We start from the raw sequence: 17,874 nt of genomic DNA on the forward strand, positions 1-17,874 counted from the left end.
GAGTAAGCAAAAAAGTAAATTAAGGTTAGAAAAAACTTAGCTTTAATATAGGCGATTTAGCAAAATGTTCAATCATTACATTGTAAACTGCCGACAGGCGGTAAAAATTTAACGATAAAAATTATAAAGTAGCAAATATTCACAAAACCTGCGATGATTGTAAAATAATTTTTAATTAATTTATTATAAAATAAAAATTGCAATATAATTTTGTAAACTTATCAGTCATTTTTAAAAAGATATTATATATCAATAGTTTACATCAAATTTACACCATAAAAATAACCAAAATCAATGTTTTACTTTTTAGAATTTTAATTGAAAGTTACAAAACAATTGTTCATATTTATTAAATGAGAATGATTTTTGATTTTTGTTATGTTTTTCAAGTTTTTATCAAATTTATAAATGACCCATCAGTTCAAATCAGCCCTTGCCAAATGACCATTTTTTGGTTAAATTTTATCATAATTTTTCACTTTCTATGTTTAACGGACACAAGGACATCGCCATGACCCTATCTTATACCGCCCCCCTTAATGAAATGCGTTTTGTGTTAAACGACATTTTTGATGCTCCAACCTTTTGGCAAAACACGCCTGCCCTATCCCATGTGGATAGAGACACGGTGGACATGATTTTGGACGAAATGGCAAAATTCGCCACGTCCACGCTTCTGCCCCTAAACCAATTGGGCGATGAAGAAGGGGCAAGCTATCTTGGAAACGGACAAGTCGCCACGCCACAGGGCTTTAAGGACGCATTTAGAGCCTATGCCGATGCTGGCTGGATAGGGCTTGGGGGCGACCCTGAGTATGGCGGACAAGGCATGCCAAAAATGGTCAGTATGCTTACCGAAGAGATGCTGTTTGCCACCAACCAATCATTCGCCCTATACCCCAACCTTACCGTAGGGGCGACATTGTGCCTACTGGCAAGCGGCAGTGATGAACAAAAGGCTTTATATTTGCCCAAGCTATACAGTGGCGAGTGGTCAGGGACGATGTGCTTGACCGAACCGCACGCAGGGACGGATTTGGGGATTATCAAAACAAAAGCTGCCCCTAACGCTGACGGCTCGTATGCCATCACAGGCACTAAGATTTTTATTACCGCAGGCGAGCATGACCTGACAGATAACATTGTTCATCTGGCACTTGCCAAAACGCCCAATGCCCCAGCAGGCTCAAAAGGCATATCACTGTTTATCGTGCCAAAATTTTTGGTCAATGCAGACGGCAGTTTGGGCGAGCGTAATGGCGTATCGGCAGGCTCCATTGAGCATAAAATGGGCATCAAAGCGTCCGCCACTTGCGTGATGAACTTTGACAACGCCACAGGCTATATGGTGGGGGCGGAGAATACAGGCTTGGCAAGTATGTTTGTCATGATGAACTATGAGCGAGTTACCATGGGGCTACAAGGGCTTGGGGCGAGCGTACTTGCCTACCAAAACGCTTGTGCTTACGCCCATGACCGCTTACAAGGGCGAGCCGATGGCGGTGTCAAAAATACCAATAAACCTGCCGACCCCATCATTCATCATGCGGACGTACGTCGCATGCTCCTAAATGCCAAGGCAAACAGCGTGGCTTCTCGCACCTTTGCCATGTATGTCGCTCGTGAACTTGATACGGCTAAATTTAGTGATGATGACAATACCAAAAAATCAGCGTCCGCCAAGGTTGCCCTACTCACCCCGATTGCCAAGGCGTTTTTGACCGACATGGCATTTGGTGCCACCATTGACTGCCAGCAGGTGTTTGGCGGGCATGGCTATATCCGTGAATGGGGCATGGAGCAAATCGTGCGTGATACCCGTATCAGCCAAATCTATGAAGGTACGAACGGCATTCAAGCCCTTGACCTGCTCGGGCGAAAAGTCGTCAAGGACAACGGACGGGCGATGAGTGCGTTTATTGATGAAATCAAAGCGTCCGCTAATGCCCTGCCCGACAGCCTATTAAAAAGTGAGACCCTAAGAGCGTGCGATACGGTGGCGGATTTGACCGCACAGCTTATCAAGGTTGCAACTGCCGACCCCAACGCCATTAACGGCTCGGCGGTGGATTATCTACACACGGTGGGCTATCTGTGCTATGCCTATATGTATGTGCTGACCGTCAAGGCGTGTGCGGATAAGGATGGGGATTTTTATGCTGATAAAGTCCGTCTCGCTGACTATTTTACCGCTCGTATCCTGCCACGCCTGCACGCCCATGCGGTCATGGCAAAAAATGGGGCGGATAGCATCATGGCATTTGATGAAGGGTTTTTCGGGTAAATTTATGCGATAAATTTGTACCATATAAAAATCGGGCGAATGTCCCGATTTTTATTTTGTCATTATTTTTCAAAACCACCAAGTCTTACAAGAGCATAAATGACTACCTCTACTCACTTTATGAATGATCGCTAATTAAAACCCAATTTTCAATCCACCCCACCTTTTATATCATCATGCACCAATAATCCTGTCTGTCGGATTGTTGGGGTATTAACCGCTTTTAATAATGCCTGCTCGGTGCTGTATATTGCCACTTTGGTTTTGGCACGGGTAATGGCGGTATAAATCAGCTCCTTGGATAATAAACGCTCGTTATCATCATTAAAGACCACAGCGACTTTTTCAAATTCTGACCCCTGTGATTTATGCACGGTCATCGCATAGGCGGTTGTGGCAATATCTCCGTCTAGCATATTAATCGGCAAGCCTTTAACCGAATCGCCAAAATACACCGACAATTCATGACTTCGTTTGCCACTTTGCAAACAAATGCCAATATCGCCATTAAACAATCCCAAATCATAGCGATTTTTTAATATCATCACAGGGCGACCATGATACCAAGGCGATTTTACCGTCGGCAGTTTTAAATAATCACGGTGCAATGATTCAATAAAGCCATTAATCAGCTCATCGCCACAACTGCCGATATGTGATGCAGTCAAAATACGATATTGATTAAACCGCTCATTTAATGCTTGTAGCTGTGTTTGTTTTTCATCATCACCATATGTGGCAAACTGTTTTTTTAATGTTTTGGTTAAGGCAAAAAATCCATCAGGTGCCATATATTCATCAGCGATGTTTTTATAAAACTGCTGTCGCAACAATGACCGCTGTGCTGTTAAAAAGGCGATGTCCGTCCATGACAGATGGTTTTCTTGATGAATGAGTGCGATGAGCTTGTCAAAGGCGATGTTTTCTGGTTGATTGATAAGCTGTGCCAAACGCCCAATGCCCGAATCCCTAGAAAAACGGTTGGATACAACCAAATGCGTGCGTGCCGTCATCAAGCTCGGTATGCGACACAAATCCGCCAGCACCGCCCCTGCGTCCACCGCCGAGAGCTGATGAGCGTCGCCGAGCAGGATAATCCTAGTCCCACGCTTGACGGCACAGAGCAGATGGCGAGCCAGCTCCGTACCCAGCATGGACGCTTCATCCACAACAATCAGCTCATACGGCAGTGGGTTTGACACATGGTAGCGGGGCGTACCACTCATGCCAATGCCAAGCAGGCGATGAATGGTCATCGGCTCAGGCAAAGTGATGTTGGTCTGACTGCCCGAGAGTGCGTTTTGAAGCGACTCCGCCATCCGCTGTGATGCCTTGCCCGTGGGGGCGACCAGTGCCAGACTCAGCTCTCCGCCCACATCTGACAGGGCATGGTGCAACGCCAGTACAATCTGTGCGACCGTAAAAGTCTTGCCCGTTCCCGGTCCACCCGTGATGATACTAAACGGCTCGCTCGCCACCTGCCTGATGGCTTGCTGTTGCTCAGGGTTTAGCGATGGATTGATGGGCAAATCTAGGGCGTGGATGGGACTGTGGCGAATCTCATGAATGGCGGACAACAGCTCACGCTCCGCTTGATAACTGCGACCGAGCCACAGATACAGCGTATCATCATCATGATAAAACACCACCGCCCTATCTGGCTTTTCATCATCGCCATGAGCAAAGAAAGGGTTGGCGTATAATCGCTTGATAAACTCATCAAAATCCCGACCCAGCGTGATACTCGTCACATAATAAAAACGCAACGCACAAATCATCAGCTCGCCAAGCTGTGTCACCACCTGCTCATCTGACTGATGGCTGTGGCTTTTGGTGATAATACTGTGCTGATAATACCGCTCTTTTAGGTCATGTTGGGTGTGGTGAACATAATGAGCCAAAGCCGTTTTATCATTTGACAATTCATCAATACGCCCAAAAATAGCATTAAAATCCAACTCATCGCCCACTTTATCGCTAATGAGCGAGATGATAGGATGTAATACTGACAACTGCCACGGGCTTAATTTATCATGGGCGGTATTTTGGGTATTATGAATATCATCATGCCTATTTAATAATAATACCGTATGCCCGTCATGCAATAACTGACTGATGACAAAATGAATCAAACAAAATATCGTCTCATCAGCCGTATTAAATACAAAGTCATCAATACATCCTGTCTCATGATACCAGTTAGCATTATCCTGCATGCGTCTGATGAGATATTGGGCGATGTTGTTTTGATAAGGAGTATTCATGGATTTTCTTTTATATTAGCGGTTTATTTTAAAATAAATAACGTTTTTAATCGGTTTTAGTCAAATTGTCTGATTAAACCATTCAAAAACTTAAAATCATTTAATCAAATATAAAAACTTAACCAAATAATTTATCCAACGCATAAATAAGCGGTAATGGCACTTGCCAAGCAATATGCCCCAAATTTGGATCATGCTTATCCACGCCCCGCAAAAAAACAAATTCCACCGCTCCCAAATACTGCTCTTCACGCCCGACATAATCTTTTATGCGTAATTTTAATAAACGGTGCAATGCCACTTGATACACGCACGCTTGGAGCCAATAGCCTGCTTTGTTCATGGCGGATTCTAATGAATCATGGCGATAATGCGACAAGCTCTCGCCGATAAAGTTGGATTTATAATCCACAACATAAAACTTGCCTTGATGTTCATAAACCAAATCTATCTCGCCATTGAGATATTTATAATAAGCAGATGGGTTTTGCTCGGTAAGTATTATCTCTTTGTCGCTGTGCGTTTTAAATATCTCATTTAGCTCATTGATATTAAATGACTCGGTCAATCTTAGGGTAAAAGACATTTCTTTGGCAAGGCGACTAGGAGCTAATGCACTCAAACTTATCTTTGATGATAAAAATGGTGTGTGACTAATGTCATACAGCCATTCTATCAATGCTTGATGATGGTTTAATAGAGCCTGATTAGCCAATTCATTAGCTAATTCATCATTTGACTCATGCGATATGTCGCCATGAGTGCTGTGATAAGCATGAGCAAAGTTTAATTGGCGAATCTCATCATCAATGCGACTGCTGATGTTATTTTTATCATTGGGGTCGATAAATTGTAATAAATGATGTAAAAACGTTCCTGCATTCACGCCTTTTTCAAATAATGGGCGAATGTCATTCTCAGGATAAGAGATAATATCATCTGTGATTGTCGCCATTTGTGGAATGATGGCTATCTCATCATCGATGGCATTATCATCATCCATCACTGATGGTTTATTAAACACACTCATCAATGCCGTGGCACTGGTCTTGGACACCCCATAAAAATACGCTTTGGCAAATACCGCCTGCCATGGCTGATAATGTATCGGGGTCAATACCACATCATCGCCTTGATAGTTATCGGTTATCAGCTGTTCTGATTTTGCCAAATCAATAACGTCCACTTTATCTGTCAGTCGCTCGGGCAATATGATATCTTTCTGTTTACAATCGAACCATAAAAACAATGGTCGCTCATCTATTTGACCAGCACTATATAAATCCTGCCCGACCACAAAAGTCTGCTCTGACGCTCGGGTCAATGCCACATAACCCACTCGCAAACGCTCATCAAGCAATTCTTGGTTTTGTTTGGTTTTATAATAATTGCTTATTATCTCGTTATGAGCCATTTTATCTTTGATGGGCGATATACGGCGGTTATATTGCTTATCACTATAAGCATAAAACATGTCTTTGTGGTTCTTACTTATGGCAGGGTCATCTAAATTCATGACATAGACAATGGGAAATTCCAAACCTTTTGATTTGTGAATGGTCATGAGATTCACGCCCGACTCGCTTGGCAATATCATCTGCTGATAGTCTTCATTATCATCTTGCCCTGTCATTTTATCGGCGAGCCAATTCATGAGTTTTATCTCGTTATTATCCTGATGGGTATATTCTCGCCCTATCAGTTCGGTCAGTTGCCACAAATCCGCCAAATATCGCTCGCCTGCCTTAGCAGATGTTTGCCACAGATTATCATCGGATAACGGATGGTGTAATAAAGCATAAGTCAAAGCACTGGCAATGCCATATTTTAAAAACCGCTGATGGCATTCTTTTAAATAAAAAACAACGGACTGGGCGACTTGTTCATCATTTAATAAATCAGTAACCTCTCTTAACTCATAACCAAATAATTGGGTAATAAAAAGTCGTCCTAAAATCTCTCGCTCTTGGTTTATCATGGCAGTGAGCAGAGCATATAAATCTTTTGCCGACTCTGTGGTAAAAACATTAATGTCATTGGGCGAAATCGATGGAATACCCAATTTATCCAACTGTTTTTTTAGTTGTGCCAAATCTTTTTTGGTGCGTGCCAATACCGCAATGTCATCAGGTTTGATTTTTTTATCATCAAGGGTATGTCCGCCTTGCAATAAGCTATTAATATGATGGGCGATATATTGGTATTTATCCAACTTTTTATTGTCATCATCTTTTTTATAAGGCAAATGCAATAATGTTAATGGCTTATGCCCCAAATAATCAGGCAATGCTGGCTTATTCAAATATTGCCATGATAATAAACTTTGCTCTTTGTGAGCGGTGATGGACTGATAATAAATGCCGTCGCCCAGATAAGCAGGATTATGAACGTTATCTTGATGAGCGAACCAATGATTTAAACTGTCGATTAACTCGCTATTAGAACGGCGGTTGGTCGTGAGTGTCAGCTTGCTGTTTAATAAAGGCGGTAATATATCGGTCTGTCCATAATGTTTAATGCTGTTATAATTGGCAACATCCCCGCCCCGAAAACGATAAATCGCCTGCTTGGGGTCGCCAACCAATAATAAAAATCCCGCGCTAGATTTGCCTTTGTCTCGCCTTTCTTTAAAATAATCCAAATAAACAAGCTCTATTAAGCGTTTTTGCAGTCCATTAATGTCTTGGGATTCATCAATGAGTGCCACAGGATAATGATGGCGAATGTGCCTTGCCAGCTCAGGGCTATGCTCTAAGGCTTCGATGAGTCGCACCATTTGAAAAGTAAAGGTGCTTTTGTGCTGACGTTCTAAGGTGCTTTTTAATAATACCCGCACGTCCTTGGCAATGGTCTGATATAAATGGGATTTATAATAATCAGCAATTTCCTTGATGGCAGTTACTGTTTCACGGATGATTAATAATTTATCCAACGGCAAAGCAAGAAAGGCTTGTTTGTTATTTTCAAAGCCTTTTTTAAAATTTGTTTCTTTTTTAATATCTTCTAACTTATCCAAAAAACTTTTATCTTCATCACTGACATGATTCACAAAATCTAAATGATGGATTTTTATCATTTCCATGATGTTTTTTAAACGCCCAAATTCTTTGATGGCTATACCGACATTTTTAAACCCAAATGCCAGCATATAATCAAGCTCATAAAACGGCTCAAAGACCGATATAATCTCAAAGACAGACATCAACCGTTTATCCAACATCGCCAAATAGTCATCCACACTTGCCATGGTATCGATGGGAGCGTCATAGAAATTAAGTGCCACGGTAACCACTTGATGTGCCGAACCTATATCGCTAAACACCGCCTTGTCAATGAGTGCATACAGTGGCAACTGAGCCACTCGCACATGCTCACGGCGTAGGGCGTCATGAATGAGAGCACAGGTTAGCTCATTGCTGCTCGTGCTAAGCTCGGTATTCATCTGATAGCCGATTTGGTCGGCAAATTCTTTGAGCCACTTTTGGGCAAGGCTGTCTAGTGTCCCCACAAACAGCTTATCCAACGTCGCAAGCAGGAGTGAACACCGCCGAATCGCCAACGTCAGGGCATTGGGGTCGCTGTCTGTGATGAGCTGTTTTATCAAATACTCATTAATCGGGTCATCATGGTCGGCAATGCCTGCCACGCCTGCCTGCTCTACTATCTGTCCCCATGTCTCATTGATGTCTCTGGCGGTATCGCTGTCCGTGTCTTGGGCGTGATAAAACCAGTGAGCATGAGCCGCCTTTTGCCCGTTTAGCCAAGAGACATAGCGATAAAAACTACTGATACGAGCCTGTATCCGCTCTTGCATTTCGCTGGCGGACGCTCGTGTGAAGGTCGTGGCAATAATACGCTCGGGGGCGTATTTTTTCTCTATCAATAGCCGTAAAATAATGCCGGTCAATGTCCATGTCTTGCCCGTGCCTGCGGACGCTTCTATCAAATAGCCATTACTAAGTGTGCAAGCAATGGCAGGGATGTCGGTCAGATTTGTCATGTATTATCCTTATCACTTTTTTTATTTAATTTGTCAATGGCAATCAGCGAGCCAAACATCAGCTGATACAGTGGCAACGCCAAGGGTAGATACGTCGTCAAGGCTTTGTAGGGGTCAGCCCCTTGTAATGCCAACTGCCATGTCTCATGGCGACTGTCGGTTTCATAAATCCTATCATCATTATTGCTGGGTTTTCCTGTCCATTTTTCAAACAGCTTAGGCGTGATTTTTGCATCATCTGTCTGACTGCGGGCGATGTATGCCAAAGCGTCTCGGTGCGTCATGACAATCAACTCACGTTTGGCAAGCTGTGCCAATACGATTAGGTTTAGGATATAGGCTTTGGCGGTGCGTGTGTCAATGCCCCCGATGGCAAATGTCCGCCCTGTCAGATGAGTGTCCCCACCTGCCTTGCGGTATTGCCACAAGCTAAATTTATCATCATCGCCCGTCACCTGCCATAACAGATGATGAACAAAAAAACGGAATAAATGCTCAGCTCGGGCAGAGTTTGGCAAGATGGTTCGCCAAGATGAGTCAGGTGTGCCAGATGGGTCATCGGTCGGCAGACTGACGGTGATGTCAATGTGGATGTCATCACAGATGAGCGGGACACTTTGCTCAGAAGTGGTGCTTAGCAAACCGCCCATCACACCTAATGCCATGGCATAACGCTCATCCTGTTTGAGTGTATCTAGCGTATTACTAAACTCGCCAAGGTCGTCTTTAAGCTCGGTAAAATACTCATCAGGCGTGGATAAGCGTAACTGCCCTGCTGGCAGTCGGTCGCCATAATACAGCGACTGCATGGCAAAGATGGCGTCATTATGGCGATGGTCGCTTGCCCTACTCATGGTGTCTAGCACCTGCCGAAATGACTCATCGCCCGTCTGCGTGTCAAACAGCCCAAACTGTGCCCCACGGATGAACAGCTCATTCATGTGATAATTGGCCAATGAGTCTAAGCTCAACGGCTCGTTTTGCTCATCAGGGGTGCGTTCTTTGTCTATCTTGACTTTGTCATGTAAGTAGGTTTTGCTTAGGTTTTTAAAGCGACCAATAAGCTCGCCTGCCTGCATGTGTGTCGGCAAAGTCAGCTCATAATGCTCGCACATCGCCTTGATATGACGGGCAAGTGCCTTATCATCTGAACAAGCCAAAGACTGCCCAAGCCAGTCTGCCAACTTTTGCACTGCCGTATCATCCATGATGAGCGATGATGGCTGTGGTGTGGAGACTGGGCTGTCTAGGGTGTGGCGGATGTCCTGCCACAGCTGCGGCGGGGGCAGGGCTTGTTTTTGGCGGTGTTTTAGGGCGGTCAGTCTCGCTGTTAGGTGTGCTTTGAGCTGTCCTGCCACGTCATCAGTAGGGGTCATCTGATGGTCATCATGATAATACACCGCCTTGTCAAAGAATGTCGGGCTATGGTAAGTGATGAGATAATCTTCGACTAGGGTAGGCATGAGCTGATTGATGAGTGTGGTAATGTCATCATCCATGCCATCTGTCTCTATCCCTGCACCTGCCTGCCAATCATCCATGCCGTCAGTCCGCCACTGGGCTTCGGTTTTTAAAAATTCTATCAGCTCGCCGACAACAGACGCAGGCAACAGCTTGGTTTTGCCGTCACTGCTTAGCCCTTGATAAAAAATCACACACGCATCTTTGGTACATAGCAAGGCATCCAAAAACGCCCCATTATCATCATCTTCGTTATAGCGGTCGCCCAGTCGTCGCACCCCTGCACGCATCAAATCGAGTCGCACCGCCCTGTCTTGGCGTGGAAAGGACGCCAAATTCATGTCCAGCATGACCGTCATGCCAAAAGGAATACTCCGCACCGCCCCAAAGCGGGCAAAGGTAATGACTTCTGATGGCTCGGCACTAATCGCCTGTGCCTTGACCGTCTCAGATAGACTCTCCAACACGAACTTCATCGACAGGCGAATCTCATCAGTACTTACTACACTGCCGACCTGCTCCTGTCCCACGGTCAGATGGCGATGATAATAGCGGTTCGCTCGCAGGCTACTCATCATGGCGTTTTTGGTGTTAAAAATCGCCCGCATGGCAACGCTGTCATGCCAATACCCAAAGTAGCGGTTGATGACATCATGCTCGATGTGGTTCAAAAGTCGCTCCACGCTGTCCACGGCGGTGAGCTGTTGGCGGTTGGCAGATAGTCCCGCATGGATGGCGGTCAAGGCATGAACCACAGGCTCATCGCCCAGACTTACGCCCATGAGCGGTAGGCTTGCTTCACCAAACGCCCCTGCACGCCACACAAAGGGATGTAAGGCACGGCTTGGGGTTTTGGTCGGGGTCAATAGCCCCAACACCAAACGGTCTAAGGCATGGCTAAACGTATAGCGATAATCGCTGTCATCAGCGTGCAACGTCGCCGATAAGTGCTTTTCATCAAAACCCCGTCTAAACCCTGCCTGCCTTAGTAGCTCCACGCCCCGTCTCATCTCATCAAACGACAGCCCAAAGCTCTCATATAACGCAGGGGTCAGTAGCCATTCATAGACTTCATCAGCATAAAACCGACTGGTCGGTTCTCCCAATAAGGTATAAAAACCCATGATAGCCCCCATCAGCTCATCGATGCTCTTATCGGGCGTGCCTGTGATTTTGATGGGCAAGGTCAGACCGTCCGCCCCCCGTCCGTCAGGGAACACCGAGCGAATGATGTCTTCGCTACTGATAATATCAGGCAGTAGCACGACCACATCGGCAAGGCGTCGCTCGGGGTTATCATTGAGGTATTTGGCTATCATGAGCCGAGACAGCTCCAATTGGCGTTTTAGGCTGTGGCAGGCGTGTATGGACAGACTGCCCATGTCCGCCCCGATGTCTAGCCCAAGCGGTGTCTTGGGGCGGACTTTTTGCATGAGCGTATCATCTGCCATATCATCATGGGCAAATAGCTCATCATCAAGCAAGGTTGCCACGATTTGTCCGCCTGCCTGCTCATGGACGTCCTTGTCATGGTTTAGCATGAGAATGTCCGCCTTTAAGCTTTGTAGTAGGTTCGGCAGTGCACCACTCTTGGGCACGGACTCATCAAAATCATCCTGCCAACGCACCTGCCATGTGGCGTGGCTGTCGCCCCCCGATAAGTCGGCAAGCATGGCAAAGGTGTCTCGGGACTCTTTGCCCAGTCGTGATAACAACCCATGCCCGTAGTCTTTAAGATAGACCATGTGCGGACGGATGATTTGCTGGGTTTTTAGCCATTGTCTGTCCACGATGTCCGCCCAAAACATCATCGATGGGTTAAAGTGTAGTAGCACCACATCCAAAGACAAAGACAGCTGTTTTAAAAAATCAAGCTCCACTTTGGGGATTTGTTGCACGGTAAATAGATACAGGGCTTTGGGCAAAGCCTGTATGGCACGCATGGACAATGATTCGCCACTGGTATGGTTGGCATGATTGGTATTGTTAGCCGTGCCGTCTCGCTTGCCTGACAGCACCTGCCAAAAACGCTCTTTTAATGCCAAGCGATAACGATAGGTCTCGCCAAAAAGCTGTTGCCACAGATAGCCAAGCAGTCGCTCCAAATCCAGATAATGCTCAACGAGCCACTCAGGCATGTCGCTGGCATTGGCTTTATCGGATTTGTCATCAGATTTATCATTATTATTGTCATCGCTCGGCTGTATCGCCCCAAAGACTTTGTCCAGTCGTTCTTTCTCGCTCATCATCTGCTTGACGGTATCGTTAAGCGACACGCCATTTGCCCAGTCACGAAGCCACTCGGGGCGATGGGTCAGATACCGCACATATAGGCGTGATAACTCATCGCACGCCTGCCACAGCCGAGTCTCGGGCAGAGTGTCTGTGTCGTCATCATACAAAGGCTTTATCAAAAAATAAAGCGGATGAGCCGTATCATCAAGCAGTCGGTTATTTTTTTCAAACTCACTCATCACAAAGCCAAAAATCCGCCAACGCATGATGGACGCCGACAAAACTGCCACTTCTGGCACGGACAGAGCGTCATGGGGGTGTGCCTGCGCGTCTAGCTCCAACACCGTTTTCATCATGTCCCACTGGTATTTACCCCAAAACTGAGCGGTAAACAGCGTGCTAATGCCCACACGGCTCGCCACGGTCTTGGTCAGCCAGTCGCCCAACACCATGGACGGCACGATGACGGTGAACGGGGTAAAAATTAGATGGGCAAGGTCATCTTCTGCGTTATTTTTTTGGTAAAAATCAATCAGATGACCCACAAGACGGTCGGTGTTATTGGACTGGATGATATGAAACATGGACAAATCGGCTCGGTATTGATGATAAGATGATGACTGGGATGACCCCGAAAAATTTCCTTAATTTTACCGTGATTTTGGTAAATTTTCCATGTTATAATAACCCCATTTAGCAATCATTGATAAGTTTATGCCTAACAAACCTGATATTTACCACGGGTTTGTAGAGATTAGCTCCACACATCCTTTAATGTTGTCATTGTTATAGTCAAACAAATTTGAAATAAGACAAGGAAAACGAGCGAAGTTGTACAAGTAGTACTACGAGCGAGTTTGACACAGTATTATTTCAAAGTTGGCAGACTATATAGGCGTGCTCAGCACGCCCCTACATCCAAACATCATTGCGTGTGTGTTAATTTTGAAGTTTTTTGGGTATATTAAAACAAACCCCAACCCATTGATTTATATAATGAAAAAATACGACCTCAAACACGCCTGCTCCAAATGCTATCCTTATCTTAAAAAAGCCGTGCTGGGTGTCTTGGCGGTGTTTGTGTTGCTGTTTGTGATGTCGCTAGGCGTGGGATTTTATCAAAAAAGCCAAGAGATTAACCCCATACCCGTGGCGTTGTGATGTGTTGGTGTTTTAAATTGATGGTGTGTTAAATTAAATTAAATAAATTTGTCAGGAAAATGGCGGTTTGCTTTATGACAATTTTTTTTAAAATCAATCAGTCATCTTTGTAAATATATTTTTCCTAGCAAATTTACCAAAATAACATGAATAAACACGACTCATGTTAAACATGAAAATTTTAAAAACCGTTTAAATTTTAAAAATCATCTATATAGTCAATAACCTTTTATTTTGCCAATTATTTGCCCAAACCCATTTAAAAATTAAAACAGAGCGAATTTATGTCATTTGTGCATTTGGGCGTGCGTACCGAATACGCCATTGTTGATTCTATCGTCAAAATCAAAGAGCTGGTCAAACGTGCCGTGGATGACGGACAGACCGCCTTGGGCATTGCCGATTTTAAAAACACCTTTGCCCTAGTCAAGTTTTATAAAGCCTGCCTTGGTGCTGGTATCAAGCCCTTGCTTGGCACGGAAGTCATCACGGGCGATGATTTTAGTGCGACCGCCGAACATGAGAGTTTTAGCGTCATACTCTATGCCATGAACAACGACGGCTACCAAAACATCCTGCGCCTAGTCTCAGACAGCTACACTAACCGACCCATGGGCGAGAACGGCAAAGTGACGGTCAGCACGCCCATTGTGTTAAAACGGGATTTGTTCGACCCTGCCAAAAACGCAGGGATTATCGCCATACTCACGCACCGCTCAGAGATAACGTCCGCTTTGCGTGGGGGAATGAATGCGATAGGCACATGGCAACAAGCCTTTGGCGACCGTCTGTATCTGGCGGTCAAACGCACCCACGTCCATGATGACGACCTAAACCGTGACATCATCATGGCAGGGGCGAGATTTGGCGTGCCTATCATCGCTCATAATGACGTGCGTTTTATGAACGCGAGTGTTCGCAGTCAAGGCAAAGAAGACACCGCCAGTACTGACTTTGACGCTCATGAAGCTCGTGTGTGTATCGCCAGTGGCTATGTGCTGGCGGACACCACACGCCCTCGTATTTATAGTGAGTTGCAGTATTTTAAAACCCAAAGCGAGATGAGTGCTTTGTTTGCTGATATCCCCCAAGTCATTGAAAACACCGCCCTGCTCGCCTCTCGCTGTAACGTCACGCTCACCCTTGGTAAAAACTTTTTGCCCGCCTTTCCCATACCCGAAGGCATGACCGAAGAAGAGTTTTTCCGCAAAACATCCGAAGATGGGTTAAACAGACGATTAGACAAACTCTATCCACCCGAGAGCCGAGATGAGAGCTGGGCGGATGTGCGAAAGCCTTATGATGAACGCCTTAAATTTGAAGTGGACATCATCTTAAAAATGGGCTTTCCAGGCTACTTTCTCATCGTGATGGACTTCATCCGCTGGGCAAAAGAAAATGGCGTGCCTGTCGGTCCGGGGCGTGGTTCGGGGGCAGGCTCACTGGTGGCGTATAGCCTAAACATCACCGACTTAGACCCCTTGCGGTATGATTTGCTCTTTGAGAGATTTCTAAACCCTGAACGTGTCAGCATGCCTGACTTTGATGTGGACTTTTGCATCGAAGGGCGAGACCGTGTCATCGCTTATGTTGCCGATACTTATGGGCGAATGGCGGTCTCACAAATCATCACCTTCGGTACGATGGCGGCAAGGGCTGTGGTGCGAGACGTGGCACGGGTACAGGGCAAATCATACGGTCTTGCCGATAAAATCTCTAAACTCATCCCCAAAACCCCCGGTATCTCGCTTGAAGACGCGGTCAAAGAAGAGCCTTTATTAAAAGATTTGCTCACCAATGCCGATACCCAAGACCACGAACAGGCGGTTGAGATTTGGGAGATGGCACAGAAACTTGAAGGCATGACCCGTAACGTCGGTAAGCACGCAGGGGGCGTACTCATCGCCCCGAATCGTATCAGTGATTTTAGTGCCATTTATGCCGATGATGAAGGGCATTTTGTCAGTCAGTACGACAAAGACGACGTAGAAGCAGTCGGACTGGTGAAGTTTGACTTTTTGGGACTTAGAAACTTGACCGTCATCAAATCCGCCATTAACAACATCGATGAACGCCTTGCCAGAGAAGGCAAAGACCCCATTGACCTAGATGAGTTGCCCTTAGATGACACGGCGGTGTATGAGCATGTCCTACAAAATGGCAACACCACGGCGGTGTTCCAGCTTGAAAGCTCGGGCATGAAAAAATACCTAAAACAGTTAAAACCATCCAACATCGAAGACGTCATCGCCATGTGTGCCTTGTACCGCCCCGGTCCTTTGGAGACGGGGATGGTGTCGGACTTTATCGACCGCAAGCACGGCATACAAGAAGTCGCCTACCCTGACCCCCAATATCAGCACGACTGGCTAAAACCTGCCTTAGAGTCGACTTATGGGGTCATCGTCTATCAAGAGCAGGTCATGCAAATCGCCCAGACCCTAGCAGGCTACACCCTAGGCGGAGCGGACATGCTAAGGCGTGCCATGGGCAAGAAAAAGCCCGAAGAGATGGCAGCTCAGCGGTCGATATTTGAAGAAGGGGCTATCGGGCTTGGCGTGGATGGTGAGCTTGCCATTAAGATTTTTGAGCTTGTAGAGAAATTTGCAGGCTATGGCTTTAACAAATCGCACTCGGCAGCCTATGGCGTGCTTGCCTACCAAACCGCTTATCTAAAACATTACTACCCTGCCGAGTTCATGGCGGCAGTGCTGACATCGGAGATGGATGATACCGATACCGTGGTCTTTTTAATCAGCGACTGCAAGGATAACTTTGACCTAGAAGTGCTGCCGCCATCGGTCAATCACAGCCAATTTCACTTCGTCGCTCGTGACCCCAAAACCATCATCTATGGGCTAGGAGCAGTCAAAGGCGTGGGCGAAGACGCGGTTGCCAGTATCGTCAAGGCAAGAAGCGAAGGGGCTTTTAAGGATTTATACGATTTTTGTAACCGTGTGGACACCAAAAAAGTCGGCAAACGTGCCTTAGAAGCTCTCATCAATGCTGGCTGTTTTGATGACCTAGCAGGCGTGCTACGTCCCGAACTGCTTGACATTCATGGCAAAAACTTATCCTACCAAATCCGTGGCGGACTTTGGGAGCAACTCCCCCAAGCCATGGAAGTGGCTCACCAAAACCGACTAAACAGCGAAGCAGGTACATTTGACTTATTTGCCGAAGTGGACGAAGGGCTGTCTGTCGCTCCGCCCTTGCCTGACATCATCTGGGGCGACCAAACTCGCCTGCGTGGCGAGAAAGACACGTTGGGACTGTATCTGACAGGTCATCCCATGGACGCTTATCGTGATGAGTTGCCCCGTTATACCAACGTCAAAAACCTAAGCGAAGTGTCCGAGACGGGCTATGGCAAATTTGCCTTGGTCGCAGGACTGGTGATAGACGTGGCAAACTTTGGTAACCGTGTCGCCATCACCTTAGATGACGGCAGTTGTCGCTTGGAGCTTAGCTGTTATATGGACAAATACCAACGTATCTCGCCCCTGCTTGAAAGCAACATCAGCTTAAATGCCGTCCTAAGCCAAAAATACGCCCATCTTACCAAAGAAGACAAAAACTTCAACCCCAAACGCCTAAACATGCAGACATTGGCAAAGATTGACAAAAAAGACTGGGAACAGCTAAACAACCTAAACGGCGTGATTCTCATCGCTCGCATTAGTGTCAGCGAAAATGACGGACGGGTGTTCGCTCGCCTACAAGGGGGTAAGAACATCATTGAGTCTCGCCTAAAATCGTTGGACAGTCTGCACGTCAAACTGCACAGCCACGACACCGAACGACTGTCGGTACTGACCAGTCTGCTAAAAGAGAATGTTCCGCCCAACCCCGATGAGATTGCTGGATTCATCAAATCCGAGACAACGACCGAAGACGGGGGAGCCATCATTGACGCAAATGGCAACACCCCCGACGGCTGTCTGCCTGTGTCGCTGTATTTGTACGATGAATGCAGTATTTGTAAAGTGCTGACGAATGACCGTTTTCGCTTGTATCCATCTGATAACAACCTAAACCGCCTAAGACATACCTTTGGGTCGGATTTGGTGGTGAAATGAGTTTTTACAATTAAGGTAGGACTGCAATCAAGGGTGGATTTGATTTGCTCTTACGCCCCACCTCGCTTCTCACATTAAGATTTATTGAGCTTCATCTCTGACAATACACAGCTTTGTTAATAAAAGATTATCCACCCTCTAGACCCAATACAAGATACACAACATTGTATTTTTCAGGGCGTGTGCAAGATGTAAATAACGTAAAGTTTGCTTATTATAACTTATTGGGAATATACAAGGAGATTATTGAGCATTGATAACATTTTTACATAATACCATGAAAATTCAACACTTTAAACAGCTTTCGTATTTTACACAAAAACTCAGTATATTCAAAAGTTTATACAAATCGAAAGACGATTTTTTGGATTATATTAGACCTCTTTCCAA

General features: G+C 45.8%; 6 protein-coding genes. 3 read left to right on the plus strand and 3 right to left on the minus strand.

Annotated features, from left to right (window positions below; all coding sequences use genetic code 11):
* Window positions 1–511: 511 nt before the first annotated feature.
* Complete coding sequence (locus B5J93_RS02125) at window positions 512–2,284, plus strand: acyl-CoA dehydrogenase C-terminal domain-containing protein (protein WP_079324213.1); 1,773 nt, start codon at window positions 512–514, stop codon at window positions 2,282–2,284.
* Window positions 2,285–2,433: 149 nt separating this feature from the next.
* Here B5J93_RS02125 and recD read toward each other — a convergent pair whose 3' ends face one another.
* From recD to B5J93_RS02140, 3 genes are all read right to left on the minus strand, one after another.
* Window positions 2,434–4,548, minus strand: a complete 2,115-nt coding sequence (recD, locus tag B5J93_RS02130) for an exodeoxyribonuclease V subunit alpha (protein ID WP_079324214.1) — start codon at window positions 4,546–4,548, stop codon at window positions 2,434–2,436.
* Window positions 4,549–4,666: 118 nt separating this feature from the next.
* On the minus strand, window positions 4,667–8,548 hold the full coding sequence (locus tag B5J93_RS02135; RefSeq protein ID WP_079324215.1) for a UvrD-helicase domain-containing protein: 3,882 nt from the start codon (window positions 8,546–8,548) through the stop codon (window positions 4,667–4,669).
* Window positions 8,545–12,828 (minus strand): exodeoxyribonuclease V subunit gamma, encoded by a 4,284-nt coding sequence (locus tag B5J93_RS02140; protein WP_079324216.1) that lies wholly within the window; start codon window positions 12,826–12,828, stop codon window positions 8,545–8,547. The genes B5J93_RS02135 and B5J93_RS02140 overlap by 4 nt, the downstream gene beginning before the upstream one ends.
* A gap of 412 nt (window positions 12,829–13,240) precedes the next feature.
* On the opposite strand from B5J93_RS02140, the gene B5J93_RS13420 reads away from it, so the two are divergent.
* Entirely contained in the window at window positions 13,241–13,405 is a 165-nt protein-coding gene (locus tag B5J93_RS13420; RefSeq protein ID WP_158080663.1) for a hypothetical protein, read from the plus strand.
* 284 nt (window positions 13,406–13,689) lie between these two features.
* A complete protein-coding gene (gene dnaE, locus B5J93_RS02150) occupies window positions 13,690–17,484 on the plus strand; it encodes a DNA polymerase III subunit alpha (RefSeq protein ID WP_079324218.1) in 3,795 nt (1,264 codons plus the stop codon).
* Window positions 17,485–17,874 lie beyond the last annotated feature (390 nt).

This window comes from Moraxella equi (assembly GCF_002027555.1).
Lineage (GTDB): Bacteria > Pseudomonadota > Gammaproteobacteria > Pseudomonadales > Moraxellaceae > Moraxella > Moraxella equi.

Bases quoted from the DNA above. Each gene is read 5' to 3' on its own strand.
- B5J93_RS02125 (WP_079324213.1), top strand. From the start codon at position 512: ATGACCCTATCTTATACCGCCCCCCTTAATGAAATGCGTTTTGTGTTA.
- recD (WP_079324214.1), bottom strand. From the start codon at position 4,548: ATGAATACTCCTTATCAAAACAACATCGCCCAATATCTCATCAGACGC.
- B5J93_RS02135 (WP_079324215.1), bottom strand. From the start codon at position 8,548: ATGACAAATCTGACCGACATCCCTGCCATTGCTTGCACACTTAGTAAT.
- B5J93_RS02140 (WP_079324216.1), bottom strand. From the start codon at position 12,828: ATGTTTCATATCATCCAGTCCAATAACACCGACCGTCTTGTGGGTCAT.
- B5J93_RS13420 (WP_158080663.1), top strand. From the start codon at position 13,241: ATGAAAAAATACGACCTCAAACACGCCTGCTCCAAATGCTATCCTTAT.
- dnaE (WP_079324218.1), top strand. From the start codon at position 13,690: ATGTCATTTGTGCATTTGGGCGTGCGTACCGAATACGCCATTGTTGAT.